Annotated in this window: 17 protein-coding genes; 3 read left to right on the top strand and 14 right to left on the bottom strand. The window is 69.3% G+C overall.

Going from position 1 to position 17,421, the window contains the following annotated elements; all coding sequences use genetic code 11:
• Nucleotides 1–4 precede the first annotated feature (4 nt).
• The 6 genes from ispF to FKV25_RS08905 all read right to left on the bottom strand — a co-directional run bounded on the left by ispF (nt 5) and on the right by FKV25_RS08905 (nt 5,500).
• A complete protein-coding gene (gene ispF, locus FKV25_RS08930) occupies nt 5–478 on the bottom strand; it encodes a 2-C-methyl-D-erythritol 2,4-cyclodiphosphate synthase (RefSeq protein WP_141518441.1) in 474 nt (157 codons plus the stop codon).
• 59 nt (nt 479–537) lie between these two features.
• A complete protein-coding gene (ispD, locus tag FKV25_RS08925) occupies nt 538–1,257 on the bottom strand; it encodes a 2-C-methyl-D-erythritol 4-phosphate cytidylyltransferase (protein ID WP_141518440.1) in 720 nt (239 codons plus the stop codon).
• Entirely contained in the window at nt 1,254–1,613 is a 360-nt protein-coding gene (ftsB, locus tag FKV25_RS08920) for a cell division protein FtsB (protein ID WP_281286222.1), read from the bottom strand. The genes ispD and ftsB overlap by 4 nt, the downstream gene beginning before the upstream one ends.
• 3 nt (nt 1,614–1,616) lie before the next feature.
• The gene (gene eno / locus FKV25_RS08915) at nt 1,617–2,903 is read right to left on the bottom strand and encodes a phosphopyruvate hydratase (protein WP_141518439.1); all 1,287 of its coding nucleotides are present in this window, start codon (nt 2,901–2,903) and stop codon (nt 1,617–1,619) included.
• A 96-nt stretch (nt 2,904–2,999) separates the two neighbouring features.
• On the bottom strand, nt 3,000–3,833 hold the full coding sequence (kdsA, locus tag FKV25_RS08910) for a 3-deoxy-8-phosphooctulonate synthase (RefSeq protein ID WP_141518438.1): 834 nt from the start codon (nt 3,831–3,833) through the stop codon (nt 3,000–3,002).
• On the bottom strand, nt 3,830–5,500 hold the full coding sequence (locus FKV25_RS08905; protein ID WP_141518437.1) for a CTP synthase: 1,671 nt from the start codon (nt 5,498–5,500) through the stop codon (nt 3,830–3,832). Before FKV25_RS08905 ends, kdsA begins: the two co-directional genes overlap by 4 nt.
• A gap of 383 nt (nt 5,501–5,883) precedes the next feature.
• Here FKV25_RS08905 and parE point away from each other — a divergent pair, with 383 nt between their 5' ends.
• A complete protein-coding gene (parE, locus tag FKV25_RS08900) occupies nt 5,884–7,791 on the top strand; it encodes a DNA topoisomerase IV subunit B (protein WP_141518436.1) in 1,908 nt (635 codons plus the stop codon).
• 214 nt (nt 7,792–8,005) lie between these two features.
• Here the strand turns inward: parE and FKV25_RS08895 are convergent, their stop codons facing one another.
• The 6 genes from FKV25_RS08895 to FKV25_RS08870 all read right to left on the bottom strand — a co-directional run bounded on the left by FKV25_RS08895 (nt 8,006) and on the right by FKV25_RS08870 (nt 14,536).
• Nucleotides 8,006–8,890 (bottom strand): DMT family transporter, encoded by an 885-nt coding sequence (locus tag FKV25_RS08895; protein WP_141518485.1) that lies wholly within the window; start codon nt 8,888–8,890, stop codon nt 8,006–8,008.
• Nucleotides 8,891–9,047: 157 nt separating this feature from the next.
• Nucleotides 9,048–9,821 carry an N-formylglutamate deformylase gene (gene hutG / locus FKV25_RS08890; RefSeq protein ID WP_141518435.1) on the bottom strand — a complete coding sequence of 258 codons (774 nt, stop codon included), beginning with the start codon at nt 9,819–9,821 and terminating at the stop codon, nt 9,048–9,050.
• Nucleotides 9,822–9,969: 148 nt separating this feature from the next.
• The gene (gorA, locus tag FKV25_RS08885) at nt 9,970–11,319 is read right to left on the bottom strand and encodes a glutathione-disulfide reductase (RefSeq protein ID WP_141518434.1); all 1,350 of its coding nucleotides are present in this window, start codon (nt 11,317–11,319) and stop codon (nt 9,970–9,972) included.
• Between the two features lie 60 nt (nt 11,320–11,379).
• On the bottom strand, nt 11,380–12,678 hold the full coding sequence (locus FKV25_RS08880) for an NAD(P)/FAD-dependent oxidoreductase (protein WP_141518433.1): 1,299 nt from the start codon (nt 12,676–12,678) through the stop codon (nt 11,380–11,382).
• A gap of 17 nt (nt 12,679–12,695) precedes the next feature.
• Nucleotides 12,696–13,907 (bottom strand): DUF418 domain-containing protein, encoded by a 1,212-nt coding sequence (locus FKV25_RS08875; protein WP_170218596.1) that lies wholly within the window; start codon nt 13,905–13,907, stop codon nt 12,696–12,698.
• Nucleotides 13,908–14,056: 149 nt separating this feature from the next.
• The gene (locus FKV25_RS08870) at nt 14,057–14,536 is read right to left on the bottom strand and encodes an FKBP-type peptidyl-prolyl cis-trans isomerase (RefSeq protein WP_141518431.1); all 480 of its coding nucleotides are present in this window, start codon (nt 14,534–14,536) and stop codon (nt 14,057–14,059) included.
• Nucleotides 14,537–14,744: 208 nt separating this feature from the next.
• On the opposite strand from FKV25_RS08870, the gene FKV25_RS08865 reads away from it, so the two are divergent.
• Both FKV25_RS08865 and FKV25_RS08860 read left to right on the top strand, forming a co-directional pair.
• On the top strand, nt 14,745–15,236 hold the full coding sequence (locus FKV25_RS08865) for a C40 family peptidase (RefSeq protein WP_141518484.1): 492 nt from the start codon (nt 14,745–14,747) through the stop codon (nt 15,234–15,236).
• 127 nt (nt 15,237–15,363) lie between these two features.
• Nucleotides 15,364–16,053, top strand: coding sequence for a C40 family peptidase (locus FKV25_RS08860; protein WP_246072024.1), 690 nt, complete (start codon nt 15,364–15,366; stop codon nt 16,051–16,053).
• A 165-nt stretch (nt 16,054–16,218) separates the two neighbouring features.
• Here FKV25_RS08860 and FKV25_RS08855 read toward each other — a convergent pair whose 3' ends face one another.
• Together FKV25_RS08855 and FKV25_RS08850 are read right to left on the bottom strand one after the other, a co-directional pair.
• On the bottom strand, nt 16,219–16,728 hold the full coding sequence (locus tag FKV25_RS08855; protein WP_141518482.1) for an acyl-CoA thioesterase: 510 nt from the start codon (nt 16,726–16,728) through the stop codon (nt 16,219–16,221).
• Entirely contained in the window at nt 16,728–17,318 is a 591-nt protein-coding gene (locus tag FKV25_RS08850) for an NADPH-dependent FMN reductase (RefSeq protein WP_141518430.1), read from the bottom strand. Before FKV25_RS08850 ends, FKV25_RS08855 begins: the two co-directional genes overlap by 1 nt.
• Nucleotides 17,319–17,421: the final 103 nt, after the last annotated feature.

Below are 17,421 nucleotides of genomic sequence, written 5' to 3'. Positions count from 1 at the left end.
CGCCTCAGAGCGTCCGCAGCAGGACGATGGCCTGCGCGGCGATGCCCTCGCGCCGGCCGGTGAAGCCCAGGGTTTCGGTGGTCGTGGCCTTGATGCTGACGTCGTCCATCATCACACCGAGCACGCCGGCGATCGCTTCGCGCATCGCGGCGGCATGCGGGCCCACCTTGGGCCGCTCGCAGACGACGGTGATGTCGGCATTGCCGACCATCCAGCCAAGTTCGCGCAGCAAGGCATCGCAGTGGCGCAGGAAATCCAGGCTGTCGGCATCCTTCCAGCGCGCGTCCGACGGCGGGAAATGCTGGCCGATGTCGCCCAGCGCCAGCGCGCCGAGCATCGCGTCGCACAGGGCATGCAGGACCACGTCGCCGTCGGAGTGGGCAAGCACGCCACGATCGTGCGGCACGCGGACGCCGCCGAGCATCACGTGATCACCCTCGCCGAAGGCATGGACGTCGAATCCCTGGCCGATGCGCATGTGTGGGTTCTCTCGCGGTTGGGGAATGGGGAATGGGGAATGGGGATGCGGGAGTCCGGCTAGGCCGACCCTTCCCGTGTGCCGCGGGTGCGGCGCGCCAGCAGGAATTCGACCAGCGCATGGTCCGCCGGCGTGGTCACTTTCAGGTTGTCCTCGCGGCCCTCGACCAGCCGCGGCCGGCCGCCCATGCGTTCGATCGCCATGGCCTCGTCGGTCACCGCCACCCCGTCCGCGCGCGCAGCGCGCAGGGCCGCCGCAAGCCCGCCGCGGCGGAATGCCTGCGGCGTCAACGCCCGCCACAGCGATTCGCGGGGTTCGGTGCCAGCGATGCTGCCGTCGGCCGCCGCGCGCTTGAGGGTGTCGCGCACCGGCGCGGCGAGGATGGCGCCGTCGGCATGCGCGTCCGCGGCGGCGATCAGGCGATCGAGATCGTCCAGGCACAGATTCGGGCGCGCGGCGTCGTGCACCAGCACCAGGCTCGCGTCGTCGACGCCATCGGGGAGCGCGTCGAGCGCGGCCAGCACCGAATCCGCGCGTTCTTCGCCCCCGACGCAGGTGAGCACCGGCTTGCCCTGGCGGCCACCGCCGCCCTGCCAGTGCGCATCGTCGGCGGACAGGGCGACGACCGCCCCCGCCACCCGGGGGTGCGCCAGCAGGGCATCGAGCGCATGCTCGAGCAGCGTCCGACCCGCCACTTCAAGGTATTGCTTGGGACGATCGCCGCCAAAGCGGCTGCCGCGTCCGGCCGCGGGCACGATGGCCCAGACCGCGTCGTTCATGGCGCGGGGGTGTCCACGGGCGCGGCTGCGTCCGGCGCCTCCGTCCCATCGGGTTCGACCACGCGGTAGAACACCTCGCCGGGCTTGATCATGCCCAGCTCGCTGCGCGCGCGCTCCTCGACGGCCTCACCGCCCGACGCGAGGTTCTTGAGGTCGGCGACCTCCGCCGACAACGCGGCGTTGCGCTGCTCGCGCGAGGCGTTGTCGTGGGTCTGCCGCTCGACCTGCTGCTGCAGCCCGGACACCGCCTCGCGACCGCCCTCACCGGTCCAGAGCATCGACTGCAGGACGACGAGCAGGCCTGCCAGGAACAGCAGCAGCACCGGCATCCAGCGCTTGCCCGTCGTCCGCACCATGGCCTATCGCTTCAGCGACACGAATGCATCGCGCCCGGCATAGCGGGCGGCGGCACCGAGCTGCTCCTCGATGCGCAGCAGCTGGTTGTACTTCGCCACGCGGTCGCTGCGGGACAGGGAACCTGTCTTGATCTGGGTCGCCGTGGTCGCCACGGCAATGTCGGCGATGGTGGTGTCCTCGGTCTCACCGGAGCGGTGCGATACCACCGACGCGTAACGGTTGGCATCGGCCATCGCGATCGCATCCAGGGTTTCGGTAAGCGTGCCGATCTGGTTGACCTTGATCAGGATCGCATTGCCGACGCCTTTCTCGATGCCTTCGCGGAAGATGCGCGGATTGGTCACGAACAGGTCGTCACCGACCAGCTGCACCTTCTTGCCGAGCGCGTCGGTGAGCTGCTTCCAGCCGTCCCAGTCGCCCTCGTCCATGCCGTCCTCGATGGTGATGATCGGATACTGCGCGCACCAGTTGCCGAGGAAGTCGACGAACTGATCGGAGGTCAGACGCTTGCCTTCGCCGGTCAGGTTGTACTTGCCGTTGTCGTAGAACTCGCTGGAGGCGCAGTCCAGGCCCAGCAGGATGTCCTCGCCCGCCTTGTAGCCGGCCTTGCCGATGGCCTCGAGGATGCTTTCCAGGGCTTCCTCGTTGCTGCGCAGGTCCGGCGCGAAGCCGCCTTCGTCGCCCACCGCCGTGCTCAGGCCGTGGCCCTTGAGCACCGACTTGAGTGCATGGAACACCTCGGTGCCCGCGCGCAGCGCCTCGGAGAAGCTGTCCATGCCGACCGGCAGGATCATGAATTCCTGCAGGTCGACGTTGTTGTCGGCGTGCGCGCCGCCGTTGATGATGTTCATCATCGGCACCGGCAGCACCGGGGCGCGATCGCCCGCCAGCAGCTGCCACAGCGGCTGCCTGCGCGAGGCCGCGACCGCGTGCGCGTTCGCCAGCGAAACGCCCAGCAGCGCGTTCGCCCCCAGGCGACCCTTGTTCTCCGTCCCGTCGAGGTCGATCATCCGGCGGTCCAGGCCGGCCTGGTCGTCGGCGTCGAAGCCGTCGAGCGCCCTGGCGATCACCGTGTTGACGTTCTCCACGGCCTGGCGGACGCCCTTGCCGAGATAGCGGGTCTTGTCGCCGTCGCGCAGCTCGACCGCTTCCTTGGTGCCCGTGGAGGCGCCGGAGGGGACCATCGCGCGGCCGAAGCTGCCATCTGCGAGGGTGACTTCGGCTTCCAGCGTCGGGTTGCCGCGGCTGTCGAGGATTTCACGGGCGTGGACTTTGGCGATCGTGCTCATTGCGGTTCGTTGAACTCCGTCGGGGATTCGGTATAAGCGGGCAGGCGTCCTGTCGGCCGCCACGGCGCCGGGGGTCGTCGTCTCTGGTCGTCGTGCCTAGAGGCCTGCCTCGAGGAAGGCATTGCGCTTGGTGACCTCGTCGATCTGCTTGAGGACGTCCAGCAGCGCGCGCATCTTCGGCAGCGGCCAGGCGTTCGGGCCGTCGGACAGGGCCTTGTCCGGGTCCGGGTGGGTTTCCATGAAGATGCCGCTGATGCCGACCGCCATCGCCGCGCGCGAGAGCACGGGCACGAACTCGCGCTGGCCGCCGCTCTTGCCGCCGGCGCCGCCGGGCAGCTGCACCGAGTGGGTGGCGTCGAACACGACCGGACAGCCGGTGTCGCGCATCACGCTGAGGGAGCGCATGTCGCTGACCAGGTTGTTGTAGCCGAAGCTCGCGCCGCGCTCGCAGACCATGATGTCGCGGTTGCCGGTCGCCAGCGCCTTGTCGGCCACGTGCTTCATCTCCCAAGGCGACAGGAACTGGCCCTTCTTGACGTTGACCGGCTTGCCGGCCGAGGCGACCTTCTGGATGAAGTCGGTCTGCCGGCACAGGAAGGCCGGCGTCTGCAGGACGTCGACGACCGAGGCGACCTCGTCCATCGGCGTGTATTCGTGCACGTCGGTCAGCACCGGCACGCCGAGCTGGCGCTTGACCTCCGACAGCACCTTCAGCCCCTCCTCCATGCCAGGCCCGCGGAAACCCGACACCGAGGTGCGGTTGGCCTTGTCGAAGCTGGACTTGAAGATGAAGGGAATGCCCAGCGCCCCGGTGATCTCCTTCAGGGTGCCGGCGGTGTCGAGCTGCAGTTGCATCGACTCGATGACGCAGGGACCGGCGATGAGGAAAAACGGCTTGTCGAGGCCGATCTCGAAACCACACAGCTTCATGCCTTGGCTTCCTTCAGCAGGCCGCCGGCGGCGCCTTCGTTGGCCTTGTACTCGCGCGCCGCGCGAATGAAGCCGACGAACAGCGGATGGCCGTCGCGCGGGGTGGACAGGAACTCGGGATGGGCCTGGCACGCGAGGAACCAGGGATGGCGGTCCTGCGGCAGCTCCACCATCTCGACCAGGGTCTCGTCCAGCGATTTTGCGCTGAACACCAGGCCGGCGTTCTCGAGCTGGTTGAGGTAGCGGTTGTTGAACTCGTAGCGGTGGCGGTGGCGCTCGCCGACGATGTCCTTGCCGTACAGCTTGTGGGCCAGGGTGCCGGGCTTGATGCGCTGCTCCTGCAGGCCCAGGCGCATGGTGCCGCCCAGGTCGCTGTCCTCGCTGCGCTTCTCGACGTCGCCGGTGGCGGTCCGCCACTCGGTGATCAGGCCGATCACCGGATGCGGGCAGGTCTTGTCGTTCTCGGTGCTGTTGGCACCCTCAAGGCCCGCGATGTGGCGGGCGTAGTCGACCACCGCCGCCTGCATGCCGTAACAGATGCCGAAGTACGGCACCTTGTGTTCGCGGGCGTGGCGGGCGGTCATCACCTTGCCCTCGAAGCCGCGGTCGCCGAAGCCGCCCGGCACGAGGACGCCGTGGATGCCCTCCAGCGCGCGCTCGCCGTCGCGCTCGACGTCCGTGGACTCGATCCACTTGAGCCGGACCCGGGTGCGCTGGCGCAGGCCGCCGTGCTTGAGCGCCTCGCCGACCGACTTGTAGGCGTCCTGGTGGTCGACGTACTTGCCGACGACGCCGATGGTGACCTCGTCGACCGGATTCTCGCTGGCGTCCAGCACCGCGTCCCATTCGGCCAGGTCGGGCTCGTGACACTCCAGGCGCAGGCGCTCGACGATCAGGGTGTCGAGGCCCTGCTCATGGAAGCGCTGCGGCATCCGGTAGATGTTGTCGAGATCGACGGCGGAAATCACCGCGCGCTCGGAGACGTTGGTGAACAGGGCGATCTTGCGGCGCTCGCTGTCGGGCAGGGGCTGCTCGGAGCGGCACAGCAGGATGTCGGGCTGCACGCCGATCGACCGCAGCTCCTTGACCGAGTGCTGGGTCGGCTTGGTCTTCAGCTCGCCCGCGGCGGCGATCCACGGCACCAGGGTCAGGTGCATGAACAGCGCCTTGTCAGGGCCACGCTCGGTGCGGATCTGGCGGATCGCCTCCAGGAAGGGCAGCGACTCGATGTCGCCCACGGTGCCGCCGATCTCGACCAGGCCGACGTCGTAGTCGCGGGTCGCCTCGCCGATGCAGCGCTTGATCTCGTCGGTGATGTGCGGGATCACCTGCACGGTGCCGCCCAGGTAGTCGCCGCGACGCTCCTTGCGGATCACGTTCTCGTAGATGCGGCCGGTGGTGACCGAGTTCTTCCGGCTCAGCCGCGTGCGCAGGTAGCGCTCGTAGTGGCCCAGGTCGAGGTCGGTCTCGGCGCCGTCGTCGGTCACGTAGACCTCACCGTGCTGGAACGGGCTCATCGTGCCCGGATCGACGTTGATGTAGGGGTCGAGCTTCATCATCGTCACGCGCAGGCCGCGCGCTTCGAGGATGGCCGCCAGCGAGGCCGCCGCGATGCCCTTGCCAAGGGAGGACACCACGCCGCCGGTGACGAAGATCAGGGGAGTCATGCGTTTTACTGCCGCTGGAAAGCCATAGTCTACCGGCTGGCCGTGTCGACTGCGACCTCTTGACGGATCGGCCTCGTGCCGATCCGTCCAGGACAATATCCCGGCCCCTCAGTTCCGGGCACATCTCGCGTGACCGGGCTGTCCGGACCGGCATGCGGCGGACCTTTCCGCCGCCTTGCCTGGCCGCCCCGCTCCCGGCTGAACGGCTCCCCGGGGACCGGAGTGGCCTGGCGATGCCTTCGCCAGCGCGGGCCCCATCGCACTTGGACGGGGCCAAACGTGTCAGCATCCAGATCGGCAGGGCGGGCCTGGCGCAGTTGAATTTCCCGCCCCCGCACCCGACCATCCCCCCCTCGCCCCCGACCACGCAGACCGCCCGCCCGATGAATTCCCGCTACAACGCCGCCGATATCGAAGTCCTGTCCGGCCTGGACCCCGTGAAGCGGCGCCCGGGCATGTACACCGACACCACCCGGCCCAACCACCTGGCCCAGGAAGTGATCGACAACGCGGTGGACGAGGCGCTGGCCGGGCACGCGAAGTCGATCGAGGTCACCCTGCACCCCGACGGCAGCTGCGAGGTCGCCGACGATGGCCGCGGCATGCCGGTCGACATCCACCCCGAGGAAGGCATCCCGGGCGTGGAACTGATCCTCACCCGGCTGCATGCAGGCGGCAAGTTCAGCAACAAGAACTACACCTTCTCCGGCGGCCTGCATGGCGTCGGCGTCAGCGTGGTCAACGCGCTCTCGACCCATGTCGACGTGTACATCAAGCGCGACGGCAGCGAACACCACATCGCCTTCAAGAACGGCGACCGCCATAGCCCGCTCAGGGAGGTCGGCAGCGTCGGCAAGAAGAACACCGGCACCCGGGTGCAGTTCTGGCCGGACCCCAAGTACTTCGACACGCCGAAATTCAACGTGCGCGCGCTCAAGCACCTGCTGCGCGCCAAGGCCGTGCTCTGCCCCGGCCTGACGGTCAGGCTCAACGACCTCGCCAGCGGCGAAACGCTCGAGTGGCACTACGAGGATGGCCTGCGCGACTATCTGCGCGGCGAGCTCGTCGAACGCGAACTGCTGCCGCCTGAGCTGTTCGTGGGCAACCTGAGCAAGGACACCGAGACCGTGGACTGGGCCGTGGCCTGGGTGGTCGACGGCGAGCTGGTCCAGGAGAGCTACGTCAACCTCATCCCGACCGCGCAGCACGGCACCCACGTCAATGGCCTGCGGACCGGCTTCACCGACGCGCTGCGCGAGTTCTGCGACTTCCGCAACCTGTTGCCGCGCGGGGTCAAGCTGGCGCCCGAGGACGTCTGGGACCGGGTGGCCTTCGTGCTGTCGGTGAAGATGACCGACCCGCAGTTCAGTGGCCAGACCAAGGAGCGCCTGTCCTCGCGGCAGGCGGCGGGCTTCGTCGAGGGCGCCGCGCACGATGCCTTCAGCCTGTGGCTCAACCAGCACGTCGAACTCGGCGAGCGCATCGCCCAGCTGGCCATCGAGCGCGCGTCGGCGCGCCTGAAGACCGAGAAGCAGGTGACCCGCAAGAAGGTCACCCAGGGCCCCGCCCTGCCCGGCAAGCTCGCCGACTGCACCAGCCAGGACCTCTCGCGCACCGAGCTGTTCCTGGTGGAGGGCGACTCCGCCGGGGGCAGTGCCAAGCAGGCGCGCGACAAGGACTTCCAGGCCATCATGCCCCTGCGCGGCAAGATCCTGAACACCTGGGAGGTCGCCTCCGGCAGCGTGCTGGCCTCGCAGGAAGTGCACGACCTGGCGGTCGCGATCGGCTGCGACCCGGGCAAGGACGACATCAGCGGCCTGCGCTACGGGAAGGTCATCATCCTCGCCGACGCGGACTCCGACGGCCTGCACATCGCGACCCTGCTCACCGCACTGTTCCTGAAGCACTTCCCCACCCTGGTGGCGGCCGGCCACGTGTTCGTCGCGATGCCGCCGCTGTTCCGCGTCGACCTGGGCAAGCAGGTGTTCTATGCGCTCGACGAGGAAGAGAAGCGCATCCTGCTGGAGAAGATCGAACGCGAGAAGGCCGAGAAGAAAAAGGGCGCCGCCGGCGCCATCAGCGTGACCCGCTTCAAGGGCCTGGGCGAGATGAACCCCTCGCAGCTGCGCGAGTCGACCATCCACCCCGACACCCGCCGGCTGGTCCAGCTGACCGTCGAGGACGCCGAGGGCACCCGCTCGCTGATGGACATGCTGCTGGGCAAGAAGCGGGCTGGCGACCGGAAGGCGTGGTTGGAGACCAAGGGCGACCTGGCGACGCTCGAGGTGTGATCGGCGATTGACTGTCCGGGGCCGTGGCGACGGCATCAACATGCCGGCGTCGGACAGCGCTGCCTGGCGCGGCTCGAAACCAAGGGCGATCTCGCCACCTTGGAAATCTGATCGGCGATTGACTGTCCGGGGCCGTGGCGACGGCATCGATATCGTGCCACGGACAGCATTGCGCGGCGTGGCTGAGGGCCATGCGCCTTCGATGCCGCTGCCTTCACCTGCGTCCGACGAGGAACACGCCCAGCAACACCAGCCCGGTACCGGCCACCTGCCAGGGCCCCATCGGTTCGCCGAGCAGGAATACGCTCAGCACGATCGTCGAGACCGGCCCCAGCATGCCGATCTGGGCCGCCTGCGCCGAGCCGATGCGGGCGACCGCCATCATCACCGCGAGCACCGGCAGTACGGTGCACACGGTGCCGTTGAGCAGCGACAGCGCGAACACCTGCGGGGCCAGCGAGGCCAGCCCGCCGAGCGGTCGCAGCAGCAGGAACTGCCCGATGCACAACACGCAGGCCACCGTGCTGGCATAGGCGGTCAGGCGCACCGCGCCGACCCGTTCGACCACCTCGCCGCTGCCGATCAGGTACAGCGCATACGACAGCGCGCTGCCGAACACCAGCAGGCTGCCCAGGGCCACGTTGCTGCCGCCCACGTCCAGGTCGTGCGCCACCGCCAGGACGACGCCGGCATAGCTCAGCGCCAGCGCCACCAGCTGGGTGCGGCTGACGGAACGGCCGAGGAACAGCACGCCGATCAGCAGGACCAGGGTCGGATTGAGGTAGAGGATCAGCCGCTCCAGCGTGGCGGTGACGTAGGCCAGGCCCGCGAAATCCAGGAAGCTGGCCAGGTAATAGCCCAGCCCCCCGAGCAACGCGATGCGCCAGCGGTCGCCCCGGGCCAGCGGCGGCAGCGTGCGCCAGGCCCAGGCCGCCATGAGCAGGAAGAACGGCAACGCCACGACCATGCGCAAGGCCAGCAGGGTGATCGCGTCGACCTGGTAGCGGTAGGCCAGCTTGACGATGATCGCCTTGCCGGAAAACGCGATCGCGCCGAACACCGCCAGCAGCACGCCGCCGGTGCGATGGCCGGGCAGCATCGCCGCCACCGGCGAGGCCGGAACGCCGTGGGTGGATCGCACCGGCGCGACGTCGAGCGGCTGTGCCAGTTCGGCATCGGCCTCGCGGTCGGCACCCCCGTCGACCTGGGCGTCGGTCCCCGGCGGCGGGGCGTTCACCATGTCCGCCCGACGCGTGTCAGAGGGTGCATTCGAGCAGGCGGCGGATCACGGCCTGCAGGTCGGCGGCGCGTTCGGGCGCGTAGGTCCAGTCGTCCTCGTCCATGTAGTTGAGCTGCGCGATCTCCAGTTGCACCGCGTCCACGCCCGCCCCCGGCCGGCCGTAGTGACGGGTGATGTGCCCGCCCTTGAAACGTCCGTCGACGACATGGCTGTAGCGCGACTGGCCGTCGAGCACCGTACGCAGGCGCGCAGCCAGCGCCGGCGAGCAGCTCGTGCCGCCCGCCGTGCCCAGGTTCAGGTCCGGCAGGCGCCCTTCGAACAGGAACGGCACTTCACTGCGGATGGAATGCGCTTCCCACAGAACCGCGCGCCCGTGCACCGCACGGATGCGTTCCAGCTCGCCGGCGAGGGCCTGGTGATAGGGCCTCCAGTAACGCTCCACGCGCTCGGCGATTTCCCCGGCGCCCGGTGCCTGGCCGTCCAGGTAGACCGGCTCGCCACTGAACATCACCGCCGGACACAGGCCGGTGGTGTTCTGCCCCGGGTACAACGATACATCGTCCGGCGGACGGTTCAGGTCGACGACATAGCGCGAGTAGCGCGGCACCAGTACGGACGCGCCCATGTCCCGCGCGAAGTCGTACAGCCGCGCGACGTGCCAGTCGGTGTCCGGCGCCTGCCGTGCCGCGGGTTGCATGCGCGCCGCGATGTCCGCGGGGATCAGGCTGCCGTCGTGCGGCAGGCTGACGAGCAGGGGCGTTCGGCCCGTGTGCAGGGTGAAGGTGTCCATGCCCTTCATTGTAGCTTTGGGCGGTGATTGGGGATTGGTGACGGGTCGTCCGGGCCAAGAAGCAAGAGCTGGATCCCAGCGTTCGCTGGGATGACGATCAAACGCCGGCCGCGTGAGTCCTTGACCACCAACCACCGACTACCCCCATTCACCTCATCAACACCACTTCCTCGGCGCTGGTCGGATGGATGGCGATGGTGTCGTTGAGGTCCTGCAGGGTGATGCCCTTGCGGATGGCGACGGCGAAGCCCTGGAGGATCTCATCGGCGGATTCGCCGAGCAGGTGCAGGCCGACGACGCGGCGGTCCTCACCGACGCAGACGAGCTTGAAGAGGCTGCGCTGCGGTGTGTCGGTCAGCGCCTCCAGCATGGGCCGGAAGCCGCTGGTGTAGACGTGCACCTGGTCGCCATGACGCTCGCGCGCGTCCGTTTCGCTCAGGCCGATGGTGCCCAGCGGCGGATGCGAGAACACCACGGTGGCGACCTGCGCCAGGTCGAGCGAGGCGTCCTCCCGGCCGCCGAAGAGGTGGTCCATCAGGCGTCGGGCCGCGGCGATGGCCACCGGCGTCAGCGCGATGTCCGCGGTGACGTCGCCGACCGCGTAGATGCCCTCCCGCGACGTCGCGTGGCCTGCGTCGACGCGGATGTGTCCCTTCGCATCGGTGTCGACACCCGCCGCCTCCAGCCCGAGATCGCGCGTGTTGGGCCCGCGACCCGTCGCCAGCAGGACCTTGTCGAAGGGACCATGCGACCCGCCCTGCCCATCGCGCAGCCGGAACTGGCCGCCGTCCGCTTCGATCGCGGCGGTGTCGGTCCCCAGGTGCAGGCGGATGCCCGCCTGCCTGTAGTCGTCCGCCAGTTGCGCGACGACATCCGCGTCGAATCCATTGAGCAGGCGATCGCCGCGCACCTGCAGCTCCACGTGGCTGCCAAGCGACTGCAGGACGCCGGCCAGTTCGACGGCGATGTATCCACCGCCGACCACCGCTACCCGGCCCGGTGCTTCGCACCAGTTGAAGAAGTCGTCGGATACGTCGGCCAGCGCCGCGCCCGGGATGTCGGGGCGCAGCGCGTGCCCGCCGGTGGCGATGAGGATGCGCTCGGCGGAAACCCGCATGCCGTCGTCGCATTCCACCGTGCGGGGGTCCACAAAGCGTACCCGTCGCGGCATGTGGACGATGGACGCGTCGTCCAGTCGCCGGCGGTAGCTCTGGTGGATGTTGTGGATGTAGCGCTCGCGGTGCGTGACGAAGGTGGGCCAGTCCAGCGCGCCCGACGCGGCGTCGAAGCCCAGCACGCGTCCCATGCGGATGCGGCGCCCGACCTCGGCGGCCAGCCACATGGCCTTCTTCGGCACGCAGCCGACGTTGACGCAGGTGCCGCCCAGGGCCGATGGCTCCATGAGGGCGACGCGCGCGCCATGCCCGGCGGCGCGGAAGGCCCCGGCCAGGCCGCCGGAACCGCCGCCGATCACGATGAGATCGTAGTCCTGCTGCATGCATGCCCCGCGGTATCGAAAAGACCGCTGCAGTGTCGCAGGCGCGTCGCGAAAAGTGCGTTACCCCGACCCGCCGCGGATGAAACGCTGCATCCCGTACGGTGTCGGGTCGATCTCGGGCGTACGCCCGCAGATGACGTCGGCGAGCAGCTGCCCGGTGCCGGCGCTCATGCTCACGCCCATCATGCCGTGCCCGGTCGCCAGCCACAGGCCATCGCGGCCGGGCACCGCGCCGATCAGCGGGACGTCGTCGCGGCTCATCGGCCGCCAGCCATACCAGCGCTCCTGCACGACCGGGCCGACCGGCTCGTGCAGGTACTCGGCCGCACCGCGCTCGAGTGCGGCGAGCCGTCGCGGATTGAGCTCGGTGTCGTAGCCGGAGAACTCCATGGTGCTGCCGAGCCGGAAGCCCGCCTCCCAGACCGTGACGCAGACCGAGCGCTCGTGCAGGACCAGCGGACGCCGCGGTACCCGCGACGGTCGCGAATAGGTGATCGAGTAGCCCTTGCCCGGCTGCAGCAGCGCGCGCAGCGCGGGCACGCCGAACGCGTCGGCCATTCGCGGCGACCAGGCACCGACCGCGAAGACCACGTCGCGAGCCGCCAGGTCGCCACGCGCGGTGCGCACCCGCGCGGGCTTGCCTGACTCGACCGACGTCACCGCGCAATGCTCGATGATCGTGCCGCCGCGTTCGCGGACCACGCGCGCCAGTTCGGCGACATAGCGATCGGGGCGCAGCGCGGCATCGCCGTCGAAGCAGATCGCGCCGGCCACGCCAGGCTTGAGGGCGGGCTCGGCGGCCTCGTAGGCGGGACCGTCGACCAGGCGGTACGGGATGCCCGCCTCCTGCAGCAGCACCAGTTCTTTCTGGCCGTGCTCGAATTCGCGCGGATCGCGGAACACGTAGTCCTCGCCCGAGGCGCGGAATTCGCAATCCAGGCCATGGCGCGTCATCCAGTCCTCGAGCCGCGCGCGTGAATCGTTCAGCAGTCGCGCCTTGGCCATGCTGCTGGCGCGCCAGTCGCGTTCGTTGCAGCGCAGGGCGAAGGCAAGCAACCAGCGCCACAGGGCCGGGTCGATCCTGGGCTTGATGTAGAGCGGCGCGTCGGGCGTGAACATCCAGCGCAAGGCGGTGGCGACCATCCCCGGGGCGGCCAGCGGCGGTGCGTGGCTGGGCGTGATCGTGCCGCAGTTGCCATGCGAGCTGCCGCCGCCGATGCGGCCCGCATCGACCACGCAGACGCTGCGGCCGGCGTCGATCAGGCTCAACGCGCAGGCGAGGCCTATCACCCCACCGCCCACGATGAGAGCGTCGAAGGAAGTCTCGGCGGGAAAGTCCGCGTCCGGGATGTCGTGCATGGGCGAAGGCGTCGGGGTCAGGGGTTTGGCGGCAACGGCGGCGGCGTGGGCGGACTTCGGCGCAGCGGCGGCCACTCGAGGTAGGTGAACGCCCGCCACAGCCACTCGACCGGGCCGTGGCGGAAGCGTGCCATCCACAGGTGGGCGAATGCCAGCTGTGCAGCGAACACGGACAGGACCAGCACGACCTGCCCCACCCGCCCGACCTGCCCCCACAAGCCAAGGCCATGACCATAGAAGACCCAGGTGCCGACCAGCGACTGCATCAGGTACAGGGTCAGCGCCATGCGCCCCGCAGGGGCCAGCACGCGCAGGCCACCCGGGCCCCGCTCGAGCACGAGCACCACGATCCCCAGGTAGCCCAGGGTCATCATCGCGCCGCCGGCCATGTGCAGGCTGCTCGCCCACAGGGCACCGACGCTGCCGGGACCTTCGAGGTCGGGGCGCGGGTCGATCGCGATCCCCAGCAGGGTCACCGCCAGGCCCAGCGGGCCGATCGCCCAGGCCATCGCGTGCAGCAGCCGCCGATGTTCGGCCGGCCGGGCCAGCACGCCCCGTCGGACCAGCCAGGTACCGAACACGAACAGCCCGAGGGTCATCGGCAACAGGAAGAGGCTGTTGAAGAAGTAGGCCTGCTGGAAGCGCAGGCGCATGTGCGTGGCGTCCAGGTAACTGCCCCGTGAGTAGGCCGCCACCTCCTGTTGCCGCAGGGCCAGTGTTTCGGCGGCGCGCCGGGCCGCGTCGTCGGGCGCCGCCGCATCCCCGAGCAGGCCCAGCAGCAGCGCGACCAGCATCAGGAGGACGACGATCGACATGTACAGGGCGATGCCCCACGCCCACAGCCCGGTGGTGGGCGCGCGGCGGAACAGGAGCAACAGCGCGAACGCGGTGAGCGCATAGGCGACCAGGATGTCGCCCGACCAGACCAGGCAGGCATGCAGCCCCCCGATCAGCAGCAGCCCCGAGGTCCGGCGTAGGTAGAGCCCGGTGAAGGGCAGGCCAGAGGCCTCGGCGCGGGCCTGCATGACCGCGAAGCCCATGCCGAACAGCAGTGAGAACAGGGTCCAGAACTTGCTGCTGGCGAACACGTATATCGCCACGTCCAGCCACAGCGCCGGCCCCTGGAGTTCGAGGTCGATGCCCTCGGCGTGGCCGACCAGCGGCGCCGTGAACCAGGCCACGTTCACCAGGAAGATGCCCAGCAGGGCCAGCCCCCGGAGGACGTCCATCGAGGCGATCCTCGCCGCGGCGCCGATCGGCGCCATCCTTGCCTGTTGCATGCCTGCCCCGCCTGCCCGTGTCGATGCGCAGTGTACGGGGCCGCGAACGAAAACGGCCCGCTCGGGGCGGGCCGTCGTTCCGGTGGGACGCGCGAGGCTCAGTGCTCGACGCCGCCCTCGCCGTGCACGTGACCATGCTCGATCTCTTCGGGCTTGGCTTCGCGCACGTCGATGATCTCGATCGCGAAATGCAGGTCCTTGCCGGCCATCGGGTGGTTGAGGTCGACGTCGACCACGCTCATGCCGATCTTGACGATGCTCACCGCACGCGGGCCGAAGTTGGTCTGCAGCACGGTCTGGTCGCCGACGGCGATCTTCTGGCCCTTGAAGTACTTCTTCGGGACGCGCTGGGTCAGGCCCTCGCGGACTTCGCCGTAGGCGTCGGCCGACGCCACGTCGACCTCGAACTTGTCGCCGGCCTCATGGCCTTCCATCGCCTTCTCGAGACCCGGGATGACGTTGTTGTGGCCGAACAGGATCGCGAGCGGCTCGCGGCCCTCGGAGCTTTCCAGGGCATCCTGGCCCTGCTCGGATACGGTGTAGTGGAAACGGACGACGCGGTCTTTCTCGATCTTCATGGGTGGACTCGGCAGGGGCGCTCCGCGGGCAGGACGCGCGGACGGCGCTTGGACGGACCTGGCCGGCCGGAAGCGGGGCACCGGCTGGCCAAGGAAGGTGGAACTTGTCGCGACGGCGCGTACCCGCCAAGCTAGAGCCGTGAACAAGACCGTGCATTATCCCGGCAAGCCCGGGTTCGCGCCAGCCGGACGGCGGCCCCCCGCGATCATGGCGGCGACTGTCGTGGTGCTTTTGCTGCTTGCCGGCTGCGGCGGTGGCGACACGGTGCGCCCGGCGGCACCCGGCGGCGACGCCTGGCCGGTGGTGGCCCCGGAAGACCCGGCGGCCGCCAATGCCGTGCTGATGCGGGCGCTCAGCCTGGTCGGCACGCCGTATCGCTATGGCGGCAGCACCCCTGAAGGCGGCTTCGACTGCAGTGGCCTGGTCAACTACGTCTACGACGACATGCTGGCACTGAAGCTCCCGCGCACGTCCAGCCAGCTCGCTGCGTACCAGGGCCCGAAGATCAGCCCCCGCCAGCTCGCCACCGCCGACCTGGTGTTCTTCGGCAGCCGGGGTCGCGTCAGCCACGTGGGCATCTATGTCGGCGAAGGCCGCTTCGTCCACGCGCCCAGCACGGGCGGCACGGTGCGTCTGGACCACCTCGACGGTCCCTACTGGCGCGACCACTACACCGGGGCCAAGCGCGTCCTGAAATAACTCACAGGGGTCGAGGCGCTGAAAAAGTGATGTGATTCACAAATTTCGCGCTTTTGTTACGTCTTTTTTAACTTCATGAAGGCGGTGTGCAGGCATCATCGTGCCACTGCAATCTTGTGATAACCGCGTGAAGACTGACGAAATCCGACTTGGCCGCCGTGCCGGCCACCTCGCCCACCGCCTCACGCGGCCGTTCAATCGCCTCCTGCTTTGCCTCGCCCTCGCGGCCATCGCCGTTCCCGCAACTGCCCAGCAGTTGCCCAGCCCCTCGCTGGCGGGCGATTCGGCCGACATGCCCTCCGCGGTCACCCGTCCCATGCTGCCCGAAGCGATGGGCATGTCCGACCGCGCCCTGCTGCTGGCCACCGACCTGAACCGCCTGATGGGCCAGGGCACCGCCCAGGGCAGCGCGGATGCCGAAGTGGAAGACAAGGACGGACGAATCGGCGCCGTCCTGCAGAAAGCCCTCGCCCTGCTCGGCACGCCCTATCGCTGGGGCGGCACCAGCCCCGAAAAGGGCTTCGATTGCAGCGGCCTGGTCGGCTACGTCTTCCACAATGCGCTGGGCATCGAACTGCCGCGCATCTCGCGCGAAATGGCCCGCAATGGCGAGGCGGTGAAGGATCGCGCTTCGATGAGCGCCGGCGACCTGGTCTTCTTCGGCCGTCGCGGCCGCGTCGACCATGTCGGCATCTACCTGGGCGAAGGCCGTTTCGTGCATGCCCCGCGCACCGGACGCACGGTCAGCGTGTCGCGCATGGACAGCGGCTACTGGGCCAACAAGTTCATGGAGGCGCGCCGGGTCGAGGGCATCTGAGCCCCACCGTCGCCGCATCCGGACGAAGGCCGCCCCAGGGCGGCCTTCCTGTTTGCGGTGTATTGCCCGGGTGGGTGCAAGGCGCGTTGCCGGCTTCGTCCATGGCGCCGGCGCGCGCACCTGCGTCGCGCAAGCCAGCGGAGCCCTCGCCCCCACGTGGCGACATCAATCCTCGTGCGCGGCGCCGCGGTAGCGCTCGACGGTCTGCTCGATGCCCTTGCTCAGTTCCATCACTTTCAGGGCGTATTCGGCGAGCCGCTTGTCGTCGTCGCTGGCCGGCACCCAGGAGGGCACCGGGGTGGGCTGCCCCTCGACCCCGTCCAGGGCCACGAAGACGATCACGCAGTGCGTGCACAGGCGCGGGCGCCCGGACTCGTCCTGGTTGACGCCGGGATCGCGCGCCATGACGTCGACCGCGAAGTGCATGCTGGTCGTGCCGGTGTGCACGAGCTTGGTGCGCACGGTGACCAGGTCGCTGATCCGGATCGGCGATACGAAGCGGATGCCACCCACCGCCACCGTGACGCTGTAGCGGCCACTCCAGCCGACCGCGGCGGCGTAACCGGCCTGGTCGATCCACTTCATCACCACGCCGCCGTGCACCTTGCCGCCGTAGTTCACGTCGGTGGGTTCGGCGAGGAACCGCAGGGTCAGTTCGCGCTGTTCGCCCGCCATCATGCCGCCCTCCCCACGCCGCGCGCCCAGGCCGCCACCGCCGCGCCGACCGCATGCACCGATTCGCGCATGCGCGCGTCTTCGAGCACGCCGCGCGCCGGCAGGCGGTCGGCGGCCAGGCCCACCGCGACCTGCTGCGGCACCACGAGCAGGCCGAGCTTGGCCAGGGCGTCGCGCAGGACCAGCAGCGACCGCAGGCCGCCGAGCGGTCCGGGCGAGGCCGAGACGATGCCGGCGACCTTGCCGGCGAACAGCGTGGTCCCCGATCGACCGTCCTCCAACGGGCGCGAGATCCAGTCGAGCGTGTTCTTGACCAGAGCCGGCATGGACCCGTTGTACTCGGGCGTGCTCACGAGCAGCCCGTCGTGCTCGCCGAGCAGCGCCTGCAGGCGCCGCACGTTGCCGGGCATGCCGGCGGCCTCGATGTCGCCGTCGTAGACCGGCAAGGGAAAATCACGCAACTCGACCAGGGTCACCGTCGCGCCGGCCGCTTCGGCGCCTTCTGCGAGCACGGGGATGAGGCGACGGTTGAAGGAAGCCTCGCGCAGGCTGCCCGCGAAGGCGAGCAGTCGGGGCGGTGTGTCGGGCATCGGCGTGTTCCCCTTGGGATCGAACGCCGAGTATGCCGGCGCGCGCGTGCACCCGGCGTATGGACGGCGCCGCGCTGGCCGCGTCGCCACGAATCGCCGACAC

Source organism: Marilutibacter aestuarii (assembly GCF_006546775.1).
GTDB classification, from domain to species: Bacteria; Pseudomonadota; Gammaproteobacteria; order Xanthomonadales; family Xanthomonadaceae; genus Marilutibacter; species Marilutibacter aestuarii.
Note: the sequence above shows the minus strand (reverse complement) of the source record. Positions and strands in the feature narration are given on the sequence as shown.

Excerpts from the sequence above, each read along its gene's own strand:
- ispF (WP_141518441.1), bottom strand. The coding sequence starts at position 478 with ATGCGCATCGGCCAGGGATTCGACGTCCATGCCTTCGGCGAGGGTGAT.
- ispD (WP_141518440.1), bottom strand. The coding sequence starts at position 1,257 with ATGAACGACGCGGTCTGGGCCATCGTGCCCGCGGCCGGACGCGGCAGC.
- ftsB (WP_281286222.1), bottom strand. The coding sequence starts at position 1,613 with ATGGTGCGGACGACGGGCAAGCGCTGGATGCCGGTGCTGCTGCTGTTC.
- eno (WP_141518439.1), bottom strand. The coding sequence starts at position 2,903 with ATGAGCACGATCGCCAAAGTCCACGCCCGTGAAATCCTCGACAGCCGC.
- kdsA (WP_141518438.1), bottom strand. The coding sequence starts at position 3,833 with ATGAAGCTGTGTGGTTTCGAGATCGGCCTCGACAAGCCGTTTTTCCTC.
- FKV25_RS08905 (WP_141518437.1), bottom strand. The coding sequence starts at position 5,500 with ATGACTCCCCTGATCTTCGTCACCGGCGGCGTGGTGTCCTCCCTTGGC.
- parE (WP_141518436.1), top strand. The coding sequence starts at position 5,884 with ATGAATTCCCGCTACAACGCCGCCGATATCGAAGTCCTGTCCGGCCTG.
- FKV25_RS08895 (WP_141518485.1), bottom strand. The coding sequence starts at position 8,890 with ATGCTGCCCGGCCATCGCACCGGCGGCGTGCTGCTGGCGGTGTTCGGC.
- hutG (WP_141518435.1), bottom strand. The coding sequence starts at position 9,821 with ATGGACACCTTCACCCTGCACACGGGCCGAACGCCCCTGCTCGTCAGC.
- gorA (WP_141518434.1), bottom strand. The coding sequence starts at position 11,319 with ATGCAGCAGGACTACGATCTCATCGTGATCGGCGGCGGTTCCGGCGGC.
- FKV25_RS08880 (WP_141518433.1), bottom strand. The coding sequence starts at position 12,678 with ATGCACGACATCCCGGACGCGGACTTTCCCGCCGAGACTTCCTTCGAC.
- FKV25_RS08875 (WP_170218596.1), bottom strand. The coding sequence starts at position 13,907 with ATGGACGTCCTCCGGGGGCTGGCCCTGCTGGGCATCTTCCTGGTGAAC.
- FKV25_RS08870 (WP_141518431.1), bottom strand. The coding sequence starts at position 14,536 with ATGAAGATCGAGAAAGACCGCGTCGTCCGTTTCCACTACACCGTATCC.
- FKV25_RS08865 (WP_141518484.1), top strand. The coding sequence starts at position 14,745 with ATGGCGGCGACTGTCGTGGTGCTTTTGCTGCTTGCCGGCTGCGGCGGT.
- FKV25_RS08855 (WP_141518482.1), bottom strand. The coding sequence starts at position 16,728 with ATGGCGGGCGAACAGCGCGAACTGACCCTGCGGTTCCTCGCCGAACCC.
- FKV25_RS08850 (WP_141518430.1), bottom strand. The coding sequence starts at position 17,318 with ATGCCCGACACACCGCCCCGACTGCTCGCCTTCGCGGGCAGCCTGCGC.